The sequence below is a fragment of the uncultured Cocleimonas sp. genome (genome assembly GCF_947495625.1).
Classification (GTDB): Bacteria; Pseudomonadota; Gammaproteobacteria; order Thiotrichales; family Thiotrichaceae; genus Cocleimonas.
Genome location: NZ_CANLZW010000012.1, coordinates 56,940 through 75,774 on the forward strand (window position 1 = coordinate 56,940; position 18,835 = coordinate 75,774).

At 40.0% G+C, this 18,835-nt stretch carries 19 protein-coding genes; 2 read left to right on the forward strand and 17 right to left on the reverse strand.

Annotation, left to right across the window (positions count from 1 at the left end; genetic code table 11):
- Positions 1 to 115: 115 nt before the first annotated feature.
- From Q1A31_RS08555 to zapE, 11 genes are all read right to left on the reverse strand, one after another.
- Positions 116 to 1,378 carry a TlpA disulfide reductase family protein gene (locus Q1A31_RS08555; RefSeq protein ID WP_299875213.1) on the reverse strand — a complete coding sequence of 421 codons (1,263 nt, stop codon included), beginning with the start codon at positions 1,376 to 1,378 and terminating at the stop codon, positions 116 to 118.
- Between the two features lie 68 nt (positions 1,379 to 1,446).
- Positions 1,447 to 2,646: an ABC transporter permease gene (locus Q1A31_RS08560; protein ID WP_299875216.1), complete on the reverse strand. Its 1,200-nt coding sequence runs from the start codon at positions 2,644 to 2,646 to the stop codon at positions 1,447 to 1,449.
- 8 nt (positions 2,647 to 2,654) lie between these two features.
- The gene (locus Q1A31_RS08565) at positions 2,655 to 3,860 is read right to left on the reverse strand and encodes an ABC transporter permease (RefSeq protein ID WP_299875219.1); all 1,206 of its coding nucleotides are present in this window, start codon (positions 3,858 to 3,860) and stop codon (positions 2,655 to 2,657) included.
- A complete protein-coding gene (locus tag Q1A31_RS08570) occupies positions 3,857 to 4,543 on the reverse strand; it encodes an ABC transporter ATP-binding protein (protein WP_299875222.1) in 687 nt (228 codons plus the stop codon). The genes Q1A31_RS08565 and Q1A31_RS08570 overlap by 4 nt, the downstream gene beginning before the upstream one ends.
- Positions 4,536 to 5,720, reverse strand: a complete 1,185-nt coding sequence (locus Q1A31_RS08575; RefSeq protein WP_299875225.1) for an efflux RND transporter periplasmic adaptor subunit — start codon at positions 5,718 to 5,720, stop codon at positions 4,536 to 4,538. The genes Q1A31_RS08570 and Q1A31_RS08575 overlap by 8 nt, the downstream gene beginning before the upstream one ends.
- Positions 5,721 to 6,051: 331 nt before the next feature.
- On the reverse strand, positions 6,052 to 6,300 hold the full coding sequence (locus tag Q1A31_RS08580) for a succinate dehydrogenase assembly factor 2 (RefSeq protein WP_299875228.1): 249 nt from the start codon (positions 6,298 to 6,300) through the stop codon (positions 6,052 to 6,054).
- 24 nt (positions 6,301 to 6,324) lie between these two features.
- Entirely contained in the window at positions 6,325 to 7,071 is a 747-nt protein-coding gene (locus Q1A31_RS08585; protein WP_299875383.1) for a succinate dehydrogenase iron-sulfur subunit, read from the reverse strand.
- 47 nt (positions 7,072 to 7,118) lie between these two features.
- Positions 7,119 to 8,927: a succinate dehydrogenase flavoprotein subunit gene (sdhA, locus tag Q1A31_RS08590; RefSeq protein ID WP_366942996.1), complete on the reverse strand. Its 1,809-nt coding sequence runs from the start codon at positions 8,925 to 8,927 to the stop codon at positions 7,119 to 7,121.
- Complete coding sequence (gene sdhD, locus Q1A31_RS08595) at positions 8,928 to 9,317, reverse strand: succinate dehydrogenase, hydrophobic membrane anchor protein (RefSeq protein ID WP_299875230.1); 390 nt, start codon at positions 9,315 to 9,317, stop codon at positions 8,928 to 8,930. It lies immediately after the preceding gene.
- An 11-nt stretch (positions 9,318 to 9,328) separates the two neighbouring features.
- Entirely contained in the window at positions 9,329 to 9,715 is a 387-nt protein-coding gene (gene sdhC / locus Q1A31_RS08600; RefSeq protein ID WP_299875233.1) for a succinate dehydrogenase, cytochrome b556 subunit, read from the reverse strand.
- 189 nt (positions 9,716 to 9,904) lie between these two features.
- Positions 9,905 to 11,080, reverse strand: a complete 1,176-nt coding sequence (gene zapE / locus Q1A31_RS08605) for a cell division protein ZapE (protein ID WP_299875235.1) — start codon at positions 11,078 to 11,080, stop codon at positions 9,905 to 9,907.
- A gap of 119 nt (positions 11,081 to 11,199) precedes the next feature.
- Here zapE and Q1A31_RS08610 point away from each other — a divergent pair, with 119 nt between their 5' ends.
- Positions 11,200 to 11,637: a protein YgfX gene (locus Q1A31_RS08610; protein ID WP_299875239.1), complete on the forward strand. Its 438-nt coding sequence runs from the start codon at positions 11,200 to 11,202 to the stop codon at positions 11,635 to 11,637.
- 108 nt (positions 11,638 to 11,745) lie between these two features.
- Positions 11,746 to 12,087: a metalloregulator ArsR/SmtB family transcription factor gene (locus Q1A31_RS08615; RefSeq protein WP_299875241.1), complete on the forward strand. Its 342-nt coding sequence runs from the start codon at positions 11,746 to 11,748 to the stop codon at positions 12,085 to 12,087.
- A 96-nt stretch (positions 12,088 to 12,183) separates the two neighbouring features.
- On the opposite strand, the gene grxD is transcribed toward Q1A31_RS08615, so the two are convergent.
- From grxD to Q1A31_RS08645, 6 genes are all read right to left on the reverse strand, one after another.
- The gene (gene grxD / locus Q1A31_RS08620) at positions 12,184 to 12,513 is read right to left on the reverse strand and encodes a Grx4 family monothiol glutaredoxin (RefSeq protein WP_299875389.1); all 330 of its coding nucleotides are present in this window, start codon (positions 12,511 to 12,513) and stop codon (positions 12,184 to 12,186) included.
- Positions 12,514 to 12,801: 288 nt separating this feature from the next.
- Positions 12,802 to 13,299 (reverse strand): disulfide bond formation protein B, encoded by a 498-nt coding sequence (locus Q1A31_RS08625; RefSeq protein WP_299875244.1) that lies wholly within the window; start codon positions 13,297 to 13,299, stop codon positions 12,802 to 12,804.
- Positions 13,300 to 13,403: 104 nt separating this feature from the next.
- Positions 13,404 to 14,396 carry a 4-hydroxythreonine-4-phosphate dehydrogenase PdxA gene (gene pdxA / locus Q1A31_RS08630; protein ID WP_299875246.1) on the reverse strand — a complete coding sequence of 331 codons (993 nt, stop codon included), beginning with the start codon at positions 14,394 to 14,396 and terminating at the stop codon, positions 13,404 to 13,406.
- A gap of 83 nt (positions 14,397 to 14,479) precedes the next feature.
- Positions 14,480 to 15,778, reverse strand: coding sequence for a peptidylprolyl isomerase (locus Q1A31_RS08635; protein WP_299875248.1), 1,299 nt, complete (start codon positions 15,776 to 15,778; stop codon positions 14,480 to 14,482).
- Entirely contained in the window at positions 15,765 to 17,996 is a 2,232-nt protein-coding gene (locus tag Q1A31_RS08640; RefSeq protein WP_299875250.1) for an LPS-assembly protein LptD, read from the reverse strand. Before Q1A31_RS08640 ends, Q1A31_RS08635 begins: the two co-directional genes overlap by 14 nt.
- Before the next feature lie 97 nt (positions 17,997 to 18,093).
- Positions 18,094 to 18,825 (reverse strand): metallophosphoesterase, encoded by a 732-nt coding sequence (locus tag Q1A31_RS08645; protein WP_299875253.1) that lies wholly within the window; start codon positions 18,823 to 18,825, stop codon positions 18,094 to 18,096.
- Positions 18,826 to 18,835: the final 10 nt, after the last annotated feature.

An 18,835-nucleotide genomic window follows, 5' to 3' on the forward strand; every position in this document is an offset into this window, starting at 1 on the left:
AGCCAAATTGTAAGTTTTAAAGGGTGTAAATAGTCCTTAAATTTGTATAAATTTCTGAGGTCATTTTAAACAACCAAAAAAAAAGTGGCTTAAAGTAGGGGGGTGACCTATGACTCTAATTAAGCAGTGACTCTACCACCGACTCAATCTCAGTTTCTTGCCAATCCATTGCACCTGTTGCTGCGTAACTCAATTTTCCAGTTTTATCGACAATGAAGTTACTGGGGTACACATAGACTTTCCATGCTTCTGTTATTACTGAGTCGGAGTCCTTGAGAATGGGGAAGTTGATTCCCATTGATTTGGTAAAGCTATTTATGACTTCGTTTTCTTCACGCACATTGACTGCCAGTATTTCCAGATCATTCTGGTATTTTTCTTTTAGTTTTACCAGTGATGGCATTTCTTCTATGCAGGGGCGGCACCAGCTAGCCCAGAAGCTTACGACGACGATTTTATTGTGATAGTCATTCAGGTCATGCTGTTTACCTTTAAGGTCTTTTAAAACAAGAGAAGGAGTTGCTAGTGTCACTTTTTTTAATCTATTCAAGCGTTTTTTGGCTTTAACCATTTCGTAACTGCCAAGTGGCTTTAGTGGTGCGGTTTCTGCAAATTCAAGCATGCTCAGTGCATTGTTTATTTGTTTGGGAAACGCTTTTCTTGCTTCCACATCTAAAGGGTTTAGATCTTCTTTATCTCTGGCGTGAAAACCTCCAGAAACTCCTTTTAAGACGTGTGTGTAGACCTGGCTACCACCTAGCTCGAGTGCTTTGATTAGTTGAGGCAAAGGTACATAACGAGGTGATCTTTCTGCCTGGAATACATATAAAGGAAGGTTGCTGTGTTTTGCAATTTCCTGATACTCCACACTTTTTCCTATTTCGGGTGTTTGTGTCTGCAAGTAGGGAGCTATCAGAATAATGCCAGCAATGTTATTAGTATTTTCTGTCTGAAGTTGATGCGCAGCTGTCAATGTCATGCCTGCAGCTCTTTCGCTTGCAACGATAAATAGCTTCTCATTTAGCTTGTTGAATTTATCAGTGTAGTGTTTGATTAAGGCTTTGTAGTCTTGTTTAGGAATTTTTGATAATGCTGATCGGGAAGGTTCTAGAAAATAGCTGTCATGCCAGTCGGGCATAAGAATATGTAGATCATTCTGTTTGCTAATCGCTAAAACAGTTTTTTGTAATTCACCTGAAATTCCACGTTCTGAGGTTAACCAGAGCAGATGTTTTTTGCTTTTGTCAGAACCGTATTCTTCGATATTGATTTCTTGTTCTGACGGTAGCGTAATAGATTCTGCGTAAACGTTGGAGTAGCAGATTAAACTTAAGTTGAATATGCAGAAAAGGAAAAGGGTGCGATGGTTAAATTTCATTAACTCATATTAGTCTTTTTTATGTGAAATTTAAATACACCCCCCTACTTATAGCGGCTTTTTATCATTCATTCACTGCGTAACGCATCAACGGGCTCCATTACTGCAGCTCGTCTTGCTGGAACCAGACCAGCGATCATGCCCGTTACTATCGCAATAATTTCTGCCATGATGACATAATCCCATTGAATATTAATGGGTAGGGCGGGAATCACATAGTGCAGTAACCACGCAATGCCAAAACCCGACAGCATACCGAAAATCCCACCTAGACCGGATAGGACTGCAGCTTCAAACAGAAACAGTAAAGTCACCTGTCTGCGGGAAGCGCCAAGCGCGCGGAGTAAGCCAATCTCTTTAATTCGTTCGTTTACCGCAATGCTCATGATGGTGAAGATGCCGACACCACCCACAAGCAAAGAAATACTGCCAAGCCCTGCGACAACTGCGGTCAAAATCCCTAATATAGAGCCGAGTGTGCCGATAATATCGTCTTGTGATGTGATGGTGAAATCTTCACTACCGTGTCTTTCAATCAGCCGTTGTTTGATATTATTGATGATTTGCGCTTCATCGTATCCTTCGGTATAGCGCAGGTCGATCTCCATCAGGCTATCGCGGTTATACAATGAAAGCGCTCTGTATACGGGTATGTAGACAATATCGTCCATATCCAAGCCTAATACCTGGCCTTTCTTTTTCATTACGCCGATAACCCTGTAGCGTTCTCCTCCTATGCGGAGAAATTCACCCAGTGGTTTGGTGTAAGGAAACAGTTCTCTTCTTATGGTGTCGCCAATCACTACAAAATTACGCGCTTGTTCGGCAGGTTCATTGGGTAAAAAGCGTCCTTGCCCGACTTCCATAGCCCATGTGTCAGGTACTTCGTGATTAATACCTAAGACGCTCGTCCAACGCGTTCGATTGCCACGTTCTATCGGTAAGTTTCCCTGTATTGCCGGAACTGAAGTAATGATATTGGGGAGTCGATGCAAGCTTTCTGCATCTTCAATGGTTAATGGACGGACATTGCTTAAAATGGCGCCTGAAATGCCTGCTGTGGTGGTTTTACCGGGTGCAACCGATATTATATTTGCCCCAAACTGACTGAATTGACCCATCATATAATGTTGCGCGCCACCGCCTAATGCGGTTAACAGGACAACAGCAGCAATACCAACGGCAATACCAAGAGCCGTCAAATAGGTGCGCAAACGGCTGTATTTGAGACTAGATAATGCGAGTAATGAGTAGTCTGTGATACGCATTCTATTAACTATTTATCCGAAAGGGCTAACACGGGATTCAGTTTTGCCGCTTTACTGGCGGGTATGCTGCCAAATATCAGCCCCGTAATAATGGTAACGATGAGTGAAGCTGCAATTGCCCAAAGTGGCGTTTGCACGGGAAAATTTGGAATAAAGTAGGCAATCATTTTTGCACCGGCAAGGCCAATAAATACGCCAATAATTCCTCCGGCTATGGATAGCATTAAAGCTTCACTCAGAAATAGGGTGAGTACTTGACTTGTTGGGGCTCCCAGCGCTTTAAGTAAGCCTATCTCGGATTTTCTCTGGCTCACTGAAACCAGCATGACATTCATAATCAGTATTCCGGCAACAATCAGGCTAATAGCTGCGATACCCGCCAGCGCCCAGGTGAGTGTTTGCAAAACCCCATCAAACGTTTGTAATAAGGAATCCTGTCGTAGAATGGTGATGTCCTCATCACCATCGTGGCGTTGTTTGATCGTTCTTAGAATATCTGCTTCGGCTTTATCCAGTGATTCTTTGCCGCGTGCTTTAACAATCATGCGACTGAGTGAAGCTTTATTAAAAAGAATTTCAGCGCTTGCAACAGGGATGATGGCGGTATCGCTTAAATCCATGCCAACGGATTGGCCTTTAGAACTGAGTTCGCCAATCACCCGAAAACGGCGTTCTCCAATCCTTAACCATTCACCTATGGCTTTTTTATTATCAAATAGCTCCTTTTTAAGTTTGTTTCCAATAACACAGATTGATGCCGCATTTCTTGGATCATCATCGGGTAAGAAATGTCCTGCAGCCATCGGTAAATCAAGCGCAGCTTTGAGATCGCTACTGCTACCGAAAATGACAACTTCTCGTTCTCTGGATGCGAAGGATACGGGCGCAGCGCCTAAAATAACCGGAGCGACATAGGCAATAGCACGGCTTCGTTTTAGTGATAGCGCATCATCGATAGTTAAATCTTTAGGGGACGTGCCTAAAAGGGGAGGTAGACCGCCGGTTGTTTCTCTTTTACCCGGAAGAATGAAAAGTAGCTCTGAGCCTAGGGTTTCAAATTGGGCTGAGACATATTTACGTGCACCTTCACCTAAGGAAGTCAAAATGATAACTGACGCTACGCCAATAGACATTGCAAGTAATATCAGCAGTGTACGCGTTGGGTTCGCTGTTAGTGCGATTTTACCAAAGCCTAATGTATCCAGAATTCTCATATTGGTTTTTCAGATGTCACATCTTCTATGATCTTTCCATCAAGCATTTTGATTTTGCGGGTAGCACGTTCCCCCAATTCCAGATCATGCGTGACTACGATTAAGGTAATGCCAGATGCGTTTAATTCTTCCAGTATTTTGATAACGTCATTGCCGGAGTGGGTATCAAGATTGCCAGTTGGTTCATCGGCCAATAATAAAGGGGGTTTGAGTATCATGGCGCGTGCAATTGCCACGCGTTGTTGTTGCCCGCCAGATAACTGTTTGGGTAAATGATTGGCACGATCAGCTAGTCCAATATTTGCTAATGCATCTTTTACTTTGGTGTGGCGTTCTTTCGGCGCCATGCCCATCAGCATTAGAGGGAGTTCGAGGTTACCCGCTGCAGTCAGGCGAGGTATCAGATGAAAAGATTGAAAGATAAAACCAACGTTTTCCCGTCTAAAAGTCGCTCTTTTTTCTTCGGATAAGGTCGTGAGCTCCTTACCTTCAAATTGATAACTGCCTGAGTTTGGCATGTCTAACAGGCCTAGCATATTCAGCAAGGTTGATTTGCCCGATCCGGATGCGCCCATAATGCTTATATAATCACCACGCGAGATATCCAGCGTGACTTTATCTAGCGCATGTACGGTTTCATCTCCGACCTTAAAAAAACGGCAGATATCCTGGAGTTTAATCATTCTTGCTATCTGTCTTATTGCTTTTTTTCGCTGATTTTTCGTTTACAACTTTGACCAAGACACCTTCCTTAACACCAGTTGTGCCGACAGATGTGACTAATTGATCTCCCGTTTTTAATCCTTCTGTTATTTCTGTAAAGCTCCAGTTACTGAGTCCTTTTTTAACGGTAATTTTTTCTAAAATTTTGCTCTCTGGGTTAAACAGTAATACGTGGGAATCATCAACTAATGTCTCACTAGGGATGCGCAACACGTCTTTATTGGTTTGTAGAATGATGTCTGCGTCAGCGCTATAACCGACTAATAAATCATCAAGCTGGGTTTTATCTTGAAAACTTAATTCGATTTCGACTGTTCGTGCCTGTTTCTCAGTATCTGTTACATAAGAGCCAATGCGAGAAACATTTGCCTTAAATATTTGGCCGCGCCATGCATCTAATGTAATTCGGGCAGGCAAGCCGATTTTGATTTTGGGCGCATCTACCTCATCGACGGGAACACTGACCAGAAAACAACCTGGCTCTATGAGGTCAATCACCGGCGGTGTCTGAATACCAATCGGGGAGGGTGTTACATATTCATTAAGCTCACCGTTAATTTTTGCGATAACGCCGTCAAAGGGTGCATATAAAACAGTGCGTTTTAATTGTTCCTGAGCGACAAGCAGGCTGGCTTTAACAGAATCGATATTGGCTTTAGCTGCCTTACAAGAGGCTTTATTGACTAAATATTCGGTATATTTTAGATCGTATTCTTCCTGCGAAATTGATCTGGAGCGCAGTAAGCGTAACTCACGATCTGCCGTGCGTTGCGCCATGTCTGCCTGTAAACAGGTGGCTTCAGCGGTATCTTCACTGGCGATGATATTCTTTTTGATATGCTCTACTTCAGCTTGCAAATCCAGACTCCAGATTTTCAAAAGCATAGCGTCTTTTTTAACAAAATCACCTTCGGCGTAGGGTAATTCGCTAATTTGACCGCCAGTTGAAGGGGATAATTTGGCTCTGCGGCAGGCTTTTATAGTACCTGCACGAGTATTAGCCACGGTTGCTTCGACGTCACCTTTTTCTACAGCAACAACTGAAACGGGAATAATATCAGGGTGGGTTTGCTTCCAGTACCAGCCGTAAATGCCTGCGCCGATCAATAAGGGAATAACAATGTAAGAAACTCGCATTAGAAATCCTTCCATTAAAGTATGTGAGTGATTATCACACGGCTCATTATCAGGGGAATTGATTTATAGCGTGTTTTCTAAAAGTATATTGTAAATGTAAAGAGAATTAATATGTATGTGATTAATATCACACAATAAAATTAAAGCTAGTGTATTGAGAAGTGTTTAGTGACACCCCCCTACTTATACGTGTTTTTTAATTCTAAAATAATGAAAAGCACTCCCTGAAAATGCCGTCTTTGAACTTCAATGCTGTCTTATTGTGTTCGACTATCGACTAGTAACTTTCTTTAAAAAGTGCCTAAAAGGTAGGGGGTGTCATTATTTTTTGCTATTTGAATAAATCTCTTAGTTTTAACATTATGCGATTGTGTAATTCGTTATCTGTGGTGTGATAATCCATCAGGAGTGATAACAGAATAGGGTCTTCTATATCCAGCAGTTCTCTAAATCCGCGTTGGATTTCTTCATCCGCTGTTGGATAGTGGTTTTCCAGAAATTCGCAGAAAACCACATCGAGTTCTTTAACGCCACGCCGGCAATGCCAGCGTAGCTTTGAATACTCGGGTGTATCTTTCATCAGTCGACTTTAGACTTAATAAGTCTAAGACTTACGCTTAACCATTAGGCGTTTGATTTCTGCAATTGACTTAGCAGGATTCAAGCCTTTCGGGCAAGAGTCAGTACAACTCATGATTGTGTGACAACGGTAGAGTTTGAATGTGTCTTCTAACTCATCCAGACGTTCACCGGTGTTCTCATCACGTGAATCAGCAATCCAGCGATATGAGTTCAATAGTGCAGCAGGACCTAAGTAACGGTCACTATTCCACCAGTAACTTGGGCAACTGGTTGAACAACAGGCACATAGAATACATTCGTAGAGACCATCTAGCTTTTCACGGTCTTCTTTAGATTGTAATCTTTCTCTATCGGGTGGAACCGCTGCGTCAGTACTCATCCAGGGTTTAACCGATGCGTATTGCGCGTAGAAGTTAGTCAAGTCAGAAACTAGATCTTTGATCACAGGTTGATGTGGAAGTGGGTAGATCTTCACGTCACCTTCGATATCATCGATAGCTTTGGTACACGCTAGTGTGTTTCTGCCGTCGATATTCATTGAACAAGAACCACAGATGCCTTCACGACAAGAGCGACGAAGTGCTACTGTTGAGTCCATTTCGTCTTTGATTTTTAATAAACCATCAAGAACCATTGGACCACAGTTATCCATATCTACTTCATACGTATCTGTATGGGGATTTTCGCCAGTATCTGGGTCATATCTGTAAACGATAAACTTTCTAATGTTAGTTGCACCGGCAGGAGCTTTAACTGTTTTACCAGTCATAACAATAGAATTAGCAGGTAATTTAAATTCAGCCATGTGTAAGTATCCTAGTAAACGCGTTTCTTTGGTGGAATAACATCGATGTCATCGCTAAGTGTGTACATGTGCACAGGTCTGTAATCGAATTTGACCTTGCCAGCCTCATCTACCCAGGCCAATGTATGCTTCATCCACTCGTCGTCATTACGATCAGGGAAGTCTTCACGTGCATGACCGCCACGACTTTCTTTACGATTCAATGCACCTTCGATAGTGACCATCGCTTGTGTTAAGAGGTTTTCTAATTCGAGTGTTTCGAGTAAATCAGTATTCCACTTTAAGCCACGGTCGTTGATGCCAACATCAGCGAAAGAATCGAAGATTTGCTTCATCTTCTTTGTTCCTTCTTCCATCGTCTCACCAGTACGGAAAACTGCTGCGTACTGTTGCATAGTGCGCTGCATTTCGCCGCGGATGCTTGCCGTTGAAGTTGAACCTGAAGCATTACGAGTTTTATCGAAACGAGCCAGAATATTATCGATAATACCTTCAGTCAAAGGCTGGTGAGGTTTATCTTTTTCAACAAGTTCTTTGGCGCGTAACGCCGCTGCACGACCAAATACGATGATGTCTAATAGTGAGTTAGAACCCAAACGGTTTGCACCGTGTACTGATACACAAGCTGCTTCACCGATAGCCATTAAACCTGGTACAACAGTATCGGGGTTATCGCCTTCCAGAGTAACAACTTCACCGTGATAGTTAGTTGGTATACCGCCCATATTGTAGTGAACTGTTGGAAGTACCGGAATAGGGTCTTTAGTCACATCAACACCGGCGAAGATACGTGCACTTTCTGCAATACCTGGAAGACGCTCATCGATAACTTCAGGACCTAAATGCTGAAGGTTAAGGAAGATATGATCTTTATCTGGACCTACACCACGACCTGCATTAATTTCCATCGTCATTGAACGTGATACAACATCGCGAGATGCTAAATCTTTTGCGTTTGGCGCGTAGCGCTCCATGAAACGCTCATCTTCAGAGTTAGTTAGGTATCCACCTTCACCACGAACACCTTCAGTGATTAATACACCTGCGCCATATACGCCTGTTGGGTGGAACTGAACGAACTCCATATCCTGAAGTGGTAAACCAGCACGTAACACCATGCCGCCGCCATCACCTGTACAAGTATGGGCAGATGTCGCAGAAAAGAATGCACGACCATAGCCGCCAGTTGCTAAAACAACCTGATGACCACGGAAACAGTGTAACTCACCTGTGGTTAAATCCCATGCCATTACGCCTTTACAAACACCATCTTCCATAATCAAGTCAGTAGCAAAGTACTCGATAAAGAATTCAGCTTTGTGTTTTAAAGACTGTTGGTAAAGTGTGTGAAGAATGGCGTGACCTGTACGGTCAGCTGCAGCACAAGTACGTTCTGCAACCCCTTCGCCGAAGTGAGTCGTCATTCCACCGAATGGACGTTGATAGATTTTACCTTCTGCAGTACGTGAAAATGGAACACCGTAGTGCTCAAGCTCAATTACTGCTGGAACCGCTTCACGACACATATATTCGATTGCGTCCTGGTCGCCTAACCAGTCAGAACCTTTAACTGTGTCATACATATGCCATTGCCAGCTATCTTCACCCATATTGGCAAGTGCTGCAGACATACCACCCTGAGCGGCAGTTGTGTGGCTTCTAGTAGGGAACACCTTGGTGATACATGCTGTGCTTAAACCGGCAGCTGCCATACCTAAAGTAGCACGTAAACCTGCACCACCCGCACCTACGATAACAACATCGTATTCGTGGTTAATCACTTTATAATTTGAAATATCTTTGTTATCTGGAGTTGACACTTATACACCCCCCAAGGTGATTTTAATGATCGAGTAAACACCGACGATCATTAAGAAATAGCTTAAAAATTTAACAACCAGGATGCCAGCAAGTCGCTTAGCATGATCTGATACGTAATCTTCGATGATTACCTGTATACCAAGATGAGCATGTTGCAGTGAAACAATCACTAGAGTTATCATCATGATTGCGTTAAATGGTGATCTTAACCATGTAATAACCGTTTCATAGGTTGCTTCTGGCAGAAATGCCAGGCTAATGCATAACCAGATTACTAGAGGTACAAGTGCTAAAGCGGTAAGGCGCTGTACCCAAAAGTGTTCTGTAGAACCATGTCCGTCTGCGCCAAGGCCTTTAACTTTGGCCAGAGGAGATCTTAAATCTTTCATTTATATATCCTCTATACCAATGCGGCAATTAGCCATGTGAGAAGGGTCAGCACAACGCTTGCAATAAGAACGGCAACACCTGATTTACGAGCATTTTCTAAATCAAGTCCTTTTCCGATGTCCCAAAATAAATGGCGAACACCGTTACAAGCGTGATAATAAAGGGCAAAAGTAAATCCAAAGATTATCAATTGACCAAAGAAGCCAGATAAAAAAGAATGCATGCTTGCCCAACTTTCAGGCCCAGACGCTGCAGAGGCTAGTACAGCAATCATTAGGATTAAGCCTAAAAATAGTGCTCCACCAGTGCCTCGATGTAAGATAGATAACTTAGCTGTAATAGGTAATTTATATACCTGTAAGTGTGGCGACATTGGTCGCGGATCATCCCAAGACATTTTTTTTCCTTTGGTTTAAATAATCGGTTTTTTAAATGTAATCGATCTAGTATAGAACAAATGTTTCGTTTTTATGAATTTAGCAATTGAATCCATATTATAGGTATTGCCCATACTTTAAGATTTATACTTCTTAATATCAGTTTCGTTAGTATTGATTTCAAACTGGTAATGAATAAATTATATCTCTTACAATTCTTTATCATCAGTAAGCTTACTACTATTAATGTATTTCTGAGTTTGCATTTCGTTGATTCTGCTAACGGCTCTGACAAATTCAAACTTTAGTTTTTCAGCGGTATATAATGATTCTGGCTCTTTTTCTGCTGATACAACAATATTGACTCGCATATCGTAGAAAGTATCGATCATATTGATGAAGCGTCTAGCGGCGTCATCCAGGTCATATCCCATTACGGGAATATTGGAAATCAGAATGCTCTTAAAATAAGACGCTATTTCAGTGTAATCTTCCGTTGAACGCGGTGCATTACACAGATCATCGAATTCGAACCAGACAACGTCTGGGCTGAATTTTTTGACCGGAATAAGACGACCGTTGATAATTATGTCTTTTCTGTCTTCGTATAACTCTATACCAGAAAGTTGATGGAAGTGCTTTTCGAGAACTTCTTCTGAGCCTTTTCCATTGATGAAATAATAGATGCCTATTTCTTTAAAGGCTTTCGAGCGGTAATCATAATCGCCGCCCATTTCTACCATTTTGGTATTTTCTTTGAGTAGTTCTATCGCTGGTAAGAATCTATCTCTCTGTAAGCCATTCTTGTAAAGGCTGTCAGGGTGAAAATTTGATGTGGTGATTAAAATTAAGCCTTCATCAAAAAGATATTGAAAAAATCGACCTAGAATCATTGCGTCAGTTATATCAATTACATGAAGCTCATCAAGACACAGTACTCGGGTTCTTCTGGCAAAGCTTTTTGCAACTTGCTCTAGCGGGTCAGGGATACTGTCCAAGGTTCCCATTTCATCATGCACAATCTGCATAAAGCGATGAAAATGTAAGCGCATTTTATTTTCAATAGGGAGCTGCTCATAAAAGAAATCCACTAAATGTGTTTTTCCTCTTCCTACTCCACCCCAAAGGTATAGACCTTTGATTTTATTTAGTATGGGGGTTTTCTTTGATTTAGAGAAAAAGCTGGCGAGGGTTTTCTTGGGTTTTATTGGTGCGGGTGTATTGACTAATTTATCGTAAATAATTTGAAGTTCGTGAATAACTTCTTCCTGATCTGGGTCAACTCTGATTTCGCCATCTTTGATACTTTTACGATATCCTTGCATGAGGATATTATCTTTTTCTGCTAAAGAGTATTCAGGAGCGTGTTGGCCTGATTGACTCATAATCGTTTCTCCAAGAGAGGCATGTTTCGAGTAGGGGCGGATGATATACTATCTGGGTAGTGTTTATTGGATTATAGATCAATGCTTTATATTGAAAAAACATATCAAAAGTACCTTCTATGATTAATAAAACATCTAATAGAAACCTGTCATTGGCTGTTCATGCCTCACTACAAAAGTGGTTATTAGTCTTAATTCCGCATTTATTTGCCGTTATCGTAGTTTTTAGTTTAGTCCAAGTATCTCTTTTATTATCGATTATCCTTACTTTTGCTATTGGATATTCGGCTTACTATTTCCTGCGCCTACATATTTGGCAGGGTTCTACTAAATCGGTAAAATTGATTTATCGGGATTCAAGGACTAATTGGTATTTAAGGGATTCTGCTAACAATGAAAAAAGCGTGAATTTATTGCCGGATAGTTTCAATTCAAATTACCTGGTGATTTTAAATTTTTCTGATAACCAGAAGGTTAAATATAGCGTTCTTATTACCCCTGATAGTGTCCCAGAAGATATGTTTAGGCAGCTCAAAGTGGCTCTAAGGACTCAGTAAGCTATTAATAATAAATATAATCACATATTTTTAATGTATAAACTGGTAGACAATTAAAATCCTGTATATTAAAATATCAAATTATACTAATATAGCGGAGTTAGTATTATGACAATCTATAATAATACTGGGGCTGAGCATAGCTCTGGCAAAGATTCATGCAAGTTTCTTCATGGCTTACTTGCAGGTAGTAATTTAGAGGACGCCTCTCGTTCTTTAAAAGCAATATCACATCCTTTGAGACTTAATATTCTATGTGTTTTGGGTAAAGGTGAAGTAAGTGTTCAGGATATTTTAAAGACTGTGGGTACAACGCAGAGTAATGTATCTCAGCACTTATGTTTATTGAGAGATAAAGGCATTGTGTCATCCAGAAAGGATGCTAATCGTGTTTATTACTCGATTAAAGATGAAACAGTTATGAAAATCTTAGGTAATTCTAATCAGTGATTTTCATTAGAAAATCTAGTTATAAATTTTGAATCATAAAAAAGGGAACATATTGTTCCCTTTTTTATGATTTTTGCTCAAAGCTTTCTCAGCAATTTAAGCTTCTTTAGAACCTGCTTTCGCTTCTTTGATCATGGTTTGTAATTCACCTTTCTCAAACATTTCAAGCGTAATGTCACAACCACCAATTAATTCACCTTTGATGTATACCTGAGGGAATGTTGGCCATTCAGCATAACGTGGCAGGTTTTGAAATATTTCTGGATCTGTTAGAACGTTTACATAAGCAAACTCTTCTCCACATCCCATTAAAGCCTGTGCAGTTCTGCTAGAGAATCCACATTGAGGTAATTGTGGGGTGCCTTTCATGAAAACGATAACTTCGTTTCCTTCAACAGCCTCTTTGATTCGATCCATTACATCTATTTCTTCCATTGTGTTCTCTCTAATTAGTGTGTGGTTAATGGGGTTATTATGGGGCAGTAAATTGGTTTTTCAAATAACCATTTAAACTTGATAGAATTTTTTTCATTGAGTTACATTAAAATTTGCCTCGCACGGCATAAATTCTATTTACGTATTTAAAAACAAAAAAGAGCCGGGATTTATTGAGACAAAAGCATTGCTATATAATGCTTACCCAAAGGGAAGGCTCAGCTCCATAAAAATCACTTAAAAGTAGGGGGGTGACCTAAAAAGTCTAATCAAGAGCCATTATCTACCTTTAAAAATCAACTTCAGGCTATAAATCAAAAATAAAGAAAAAACGATTAGACTAAGTTCAGGAATACTCAAACCAAACATTGTCCAGGATACTTCTGCGCATTCGCCAGAACCATGGAAGACTTTCTGTATTACATCAACGGCAGGCAGGTTATTCATCCAGAATTCTAATCCAGGCCCACATTCCGGAATTTTATCAGGAGGTAAATGTTGCAACCAGGTATGCCTTCCGGATACTCCCAGTCCTGCGATACTGACCAATGCGATTAATAATCCATAGACTCTACGCCCCCAGGCTTTCGGCCCTTGGAGAAATGCAAAAAAGAATACCACAGCCATCACAATAACTATGACTCGCTCAACGATGCATAAAGGGCAGGGGTCTAAGTCCATGTAATATTGGAAAAATAATGCAATCGCAAGCATGCCAAGGCTGATTATTAAACCAAATAACATTGATGGGCGAATTGAGTGGTGGTTAGTTTCCATTTTTATTATTAGCCTTTGAAATCTGTTTTATTTGGTGAAGTTAATATTTTAGATGAGGTTTTCTCTGACATCTTTTGATAGCTTAAGTTTAATTTGTGAAGTTATTAATTAGATGCGCTTTTTTGCGACAGTGAAATTGCAGCATTAATTGCGGCAACCATACTGCCTGAAGATGCTTTTCCTGTTCCTGCCAGATCTATAGCTGTGCCGTGATCAACTGAAGTTCTTATTATGGGTAACCCCAGAGTAATGTTAATTGCGTGTCCAAAACCGACGTGCTTTAAAACAGGTAAACCTTGATCGTGGAACATCGCCAATACTGCGTCTGCAGTATCAAGGTACTTAGGCGTAAATAAAGTGTCTGCGGGTAGTGGGCCTGAAAGATTCATTCCCTGCTCTTTTAATGTATTTATCACAGGTTCAATAGTGTCGATTTCTTCCATGCCTAAATGTCCATCTTCTCCGGCATGAGGGTTTAAACCGCATATTAGAATGTGAGGATTCGCAATGCCAAATTTATGGATGAGGTCATGATTTAAAATAGAAATGACCTTGGTTAAAGATTCTTTAGTGATAGCAGCGCTTACATCTTTTAAGGGTAAGTGAGTGGTAGCCAACGCAACTCGTAAATCATCTGCAGCCAACATCATCACAGGAAGTTCTGCATGTGTGAGTTCTGCTAAAAATTCAGTATGTCCGGTAAATGGAACACCAGATTCGTTGATGATTCCTTTGTGTAAAGGGGGAGTAACCATCGCATCAAATTCGTTAGATAAACATCCCTTAGTAGCAATTGTCAAAGTATCTAGAACGTAGGAAGCATTTTCCTTGTTTAGATTGCCAGCTGAAACGGGTGCAGCACAGGGGGTGTCAATAATCTTGATAACCCCTTTTTTATTTTCTTCTCTCGGTAAAGCAGGATCATAGTCTGTAAAAGATACAGCTATACCTAACTGGTCAGATCGTTGTTGCATCATTTTCTTATCAGCAATCACAATTAACTCTGCCGGAAAAAAAGTATCAGCAAGTTGAATAATTAGATCTGGACCAATTCCACTGGGTTCTCCAGAGGTGATTGCTAAACGAGGAATATTCATGACAATAGTTTGCTTTGGTAATTGGCTTTATATAGTTATCAATAAAAATATAGTATCGGTTGAAACTTATAACTTCATGAAAACTATAATTTTAAGCGATATTCGACAAATGCCTGGTCACGTAGACTTTTTAACCAGTTCTTAAAGCCTTCTTCCTGTTTTTTATCGCTGATAAGTGTTTGAGCTTGAGTCTTTAGTGCATCTCTTGTCTGGTCGCTCACCTTTCGCTCTAAGACCTCAATAATGTGCCAGCCGAATTTAGTTTGGATGGGCTGGCTCAATGTATTAAGGGGTAAAGAGTTGACTGCTTGTGCAAAAGGCGGAACAAAAATAGCAGGGTTTGCCATAGGCATTTCTCCGCCTTTTTCTGCACTACCTTTGTCAGCAGAGTTTTCTTTAGCTAATTTGTTAAAATTTTCGCCTGCAAGGATACGGTTACGTAATTGAATGGCTTTAAATCTTCCTTTTGGCGTATCAGCAGAAATTAATATATGGCGTACACGAGCCTGTTTGGTTTCAGTACGTTTTCCACCTTTTTGTTCAACTAGCTTTAGAATATGAAAACCTCTCTCATCTCTAAGCACTTGTGAAAGTTCGCCTTCACCAATAAGACTCAAACTGCGCATATAAGCTGGACTTAATGTATTCGATTGCTTCCAGCCAAGATCTTTACTCGTTGCACCCATTTTAGTAAGGGTAGCCTTTGGTATTGCTGCTTTTGATAGTAATTGCTTTCTGAGTTGTTGAGCACGTGTGTAATTTGCATTAAATTGCTTTACAGACTGGCCCTTTTTATTAGGGATAAATATATCAATAATATGGTATTGAACATCTTTATTTAAAGAAAAGCTTTCAGCCTGAATCAAGTCATCAACTTCAGATTCAGTAATGCTTTTATTACTACTTTGCTGTCTTTTTCTTAGAGTATTCATGTAAAGTCGGTCACGAATATCTTCACGGAAATCTTTGTAGTTAAAACCTTCATTGATTAAGGCTACTCGAAACTGCTGAAGATCGAGTTTGTTTTGTGCAGCTAAGGTTTGCATCGCTTCGTCAACAGCAGCATCATCAATCTTTATACCGACTGCCTTAGCTCTTTGAACCTGAATTTTATCCAGTATCAGTTTTTCGATTGCTTCTTTAATTAAAGCTTGTTCTGATAATTCCTGCTTACTCGAACGCTTCGCTTTTATTGCTGCTGCTCTGACTTCGCTAACCATAATGACATCGTTATTTACGATAGCTGCGATGCTATCCAGAGTCTGATCTGCTGCGAAACTAGCGTTGGCAAATAAAACACAGCCAACAACGAGTAATCTATTGAGTAAAGAATTGAGCAATAATTTATTAGATGATCTTAAAAGTTTGTTAAAAATCGTCATATCCGTATATTTTTTCCTTAATTTGGCTTGTAGCGCTTCTACCAATATTTCCTAATCCTTTAAGTTCGAATTCAAGAAAAACAGGGTTATCGTAGGTTATATTATCTGATGTAAGATAACGTTTCACTACTAGTCTGGTTTTCCAGCAACAATCTTGATATTCAACTCCCACAAGTGCTTCTAGATTTCGATTATTTTTTAAGTCTTGATCAACACTGCCTACCATCGACCATTTGTCATTAATAGGTAATGAGCCAGACATGCTTAATTGATCCAGTTCAGTATCCAGTTTACGTAAGCTGATATTTGCAATACGCTTTTTTTCGTCCTGATAGTTTAAGCGAAGATAATAACTGGAAACACTTTTATCTTCATTATTCAAACTCGCTGTAGCTGAAACTCTGAAATTGTCATTCAATCTACCACTTAATTCCAGTACTAGGTCAGAGCGTGTTCCTGTTGAAATAGTTCCCTCGGGAAGGGTAACTTTTCGATCACTAAAGTTAAATACCTGGCCAATGCTAGCTTTGAAAAGCTCCCTGCCTAAATCTCTATTCTGTATTCTGGAGGTAACGGCAAAAGTAAGCTTACTATTATCAGCAATACGGTCTTTACCGGTAAATCTGTTTTCTAGAAATAGTTGATTACTCTCAGAAAAATTAGTCAGAGCCGTATCAAAAATAGGAATATCACTTTGATCTTTGTAGGGTGTATAGGTATAGAAAACACGAGGCTCTAAAGTTTGCGTATATTTATTGTTCTTAAGATGTCGGTCAAAGAAAAGCCCTGCATCGAGAGTAACAGTGGGCAATGTACGGTCAATACTTGATTTGGTATAAGTGTCTTCATCTGAGGAAGAGACATCTAATGAATAGATTGTATGTTCGAGGCTAAGCTTAGGCTTAAAATACCAGGAATCATCTCCCCATTTTTTAGAAGCAGTAAACTTAATATCTGCTCGGGCTCCATTGGTTTCATCAGCTTTATCGAAATAGACCAGTTCTGAGTCTAACCCTACTTTTAAATCATTTGGCCCACTTTTAGGCGTATAACTAAGTTTTAATTCGGGTAATTTTGAATAGGGATCATCATCACTGTCCAAAACTTGATAGTCTTCAACAGCAACACTCGCGCTCCACGGCTTGTTTATATTTAATACTTCTAAGCGTCTTTCTAGAGCAGGGCGGGTACTGGTTTCAAGAGACGAAGAAAAATCATCGAAAAAGTCAGCGTCTGAAACACCTTCTGCCTTTAGGTTTAAACGAGTTTGTTTGTTAAATTTGGTTTGATGGTCGATCTTAAAATAATAACGCTGTTGGTCATCATATGATGCATCTTCAGGTATGAAGTCGTATTCAAGTGTTCCCTTATTCAGTTTGCTTAAATAACGAAATTCACTATCTATTTGCACCCCGGTATTATTGATGGTCGTTAGTCTTAATGTGGCATCATAATTGGGTGCCAAATTAAAATAATAGGGAAGTGATATACCTTCGTTTGATTGTAATTTAACGCTAGGTGTAAGAAAGCCTGATAGCCTCTGGTCATTCATCGGAAACCTGAGCCATGGGAAATAAAATACAGGGACTTTACCTACATTAAAGGTAACGTTTTTCGCATTTCCTATCTGGGTTTTATTATCTAAAACAATGTCTGAAGATGCTAAATGCCAACTATCTAGATTTGCTGGGCAACTAGTGAAGGTGGCATCTTGTAATTTTAGTCGATTTTCATCGATCTTTTTTATTTCAGAGCTTTTGCCTCTTAGCCCACTTTGGCCCACCGAATAAGTTGCATCTTTAATGGTGCCTGTTTTACTTTTTAGATTGTATTCAATCTCAGGGCTTTTAAGTTCGTAGTTAGAATCAGTAAGTACTACATTGCCTTTAGCAATAACTTGTTCAGTATCCCGATTAATTTTTGCCTGATCTGCTTTAAAAATAGTGGTGTTTTGTTGGATGATGATGTCGCCATCAAGCGTTGATACCCCTTGTTTTCTGATTTTTCCAGTATCAGCTTCCAGGTATATTGCATCCTTGACAGGTTTATCGGTAATACCTTGTTGAGTGGATTTTAAATCTAAAGCAATGGGGCTTGTTGAGGGCGCTACTACACACGACGCATATTCTTCTGCGATGATTTGTTTGGCATGGGTTGCCGAAAATGAGGCAATAAATCCAGTGCAGAGAATTGTTTTGAAGGAGGCAGAAAATTTCACGAGCCGATTATACGTTTGAATGTGTTTTATTTGCTACTACTTCGTAGAATATGATAAAAATTAAGCCTTTATAAATGTAAAAACTCAAACCAAATTTCTAATCGAGTGATTCTGGATATTCGAATACATTAAGCTCTGGATGTATTTGCAATAGCGTTAAATGACCCAGGTTTTCTTCTTTGACATAAGAAGCACCTGTATCTATGTAATATAAGTTACTGATTTTCATGGGTTTAGGTATAGGTGTATGCCCCATTACAACAAGGTCGATACCTTCTACGCGATCCGTCTCTCCCGTTAACTGGATGTATTTATAACGATTGCGGGACCACATCAGGTAGTCTCTAGTTTCATTATCGACATGTATATCATGAACCAGTTTTTGCCAGGATATGCCGACAGGAATATCTGCGTGGACAATGCCAATTTTACCAATGTTAGTGGCTATTTCTATAGCAACGGGTAGCTCCTTTATTCGATCCCGGATCTCAAATTGAGTATCTATATCGATATCTTGCCACCATTCACCACCATTATTTTCAATCCAGCTACGATAGGTTGTCTTTTTATGTTTTGCTTCTAACAGCATCATTTCATGGTTTCCTTTGATAGAAAAAAACCATGGCTTATCTAGAAACTCCAGAATTCGATAGGATTCTGGGCCTCTGTCTATTAGATCTCCTACAGAAAACACTCGATCAGTTTCTGGATTGAAATTAAGTTTTTCTAATTGAGACTCTAAAAGAGAAAACATTCCATGCAGATCGCCTACTACATAGTCTTTACCGTGCAGGTTTTCTCTGAAATATTTAAATGGGAAGAAAGGCATCACTTATCTT

Coding starts and splice junctions, on each gene's coding strand:
- Q1A31_RS08555 (WP_299875213.1), bottom strand. CDS start 1,378: ATGAAATTTAACCATCGCACCCTTTTCCTTTTCTGCATATTCAACTTA.
- Q1A31_RS08560 (WP_299875216.1), bottom strand. CDS start 2,646: ATGCGTATCACAGACTACTCATTACTCGCATTATCTAGTCTCAAATAC.
- Q1A31_RS08565 (WP_299875219.1), bottom strand. CDS start 3,860: ATGAGAATTCTGGATACATTAGGCTTTGGTAAAATCGCACTAACAGCG.
- Q1A31_RS08570 (WP_299875222.1), bottom strand. CDS start 4,543: ATGATTAAACTCCAGGATATCTGCCGTTTTTTTAAGGTCGGAGATGAA.
- Q1A31_RS08575 (WP_299875225.1), bottom strand. CDS start 5,720: ATGCGAGTTTCTTACATTGTTATTCCCTTATTGATCGGCGCAGGCATT.
- Q1A31_RS08580 (WP_299875228.1), bottom strand. CDS start 6,300: ATGAAAGATACACCCGAGTATTCAAAGCTACGCTGGCATTGCCGGCGT.
- Q1A31_RS08585 (WP_299875383.1), bottom strand. CDS start 7,071: ATGACTGGTAAAACAGTTAAAGCTCCTGCCGGTGCAACTAACATTAGA.
- sdhD (WP_299875230.1), bottom strand. CDS start 9,317: ATGAAAGATTTAAGATCTCCTCTGGCCAAAGTTAAAGGCCTTGGCGCA.
- sdhC (WP_299875233.1), bottom strand. CDS start 9,715: ATGTCTTGGGATGATCCGCGACCAATGTCGCCACACTTACAGGTATAT.
- zapE (WP_299875235.1), bottom strand. CDS start 11,080: ATGAGTCAATCAGGCCAACACGCTCCTGAATACTCTTTAGCAGAAAAA.
- Q1A31_RS08610 (WP_299875239.1), top strand. CDS start 11,200: ATGATTAATAAAACATCTAATAGAAACCTGTCATTGGCTGTTCATGCC.
- Q1A31_RS08615 (WP_299875241.1), top strand. CDS start 11,746: ATGACAATCTATAATAATACTGGGGCTGAGCATAGCTCTGGCAAAGAT.
- Q1A31_RS08625 (WP_299875244.1), bottom strand. CDS start 13,299: ATGGAAACTAACCACCACTCAATTCGCCCATCAATGTTATTTGGTTTA.
- pdxA (WP_299875246.1), bottom strand. CDS start 14,396: ATGAATATTCCTCGTTTAGCAATCACCTCTGGAGAACCCAGTGGAATT.
- Q1A31_RS08635 (WP_299875248.1), bottom strand. CDS start 15,778: ATGACGATTTTTAACAAACTTTTAAGATCATCTAATAAATTATTGCTC.
- Q1A31_RS08645 (WP_299875253.1), bottom strand. CDS start 18,825: ATGCCTTTCTTCCCATTTAAATATTTCAGAGAAAACCTGCACGGTAAA.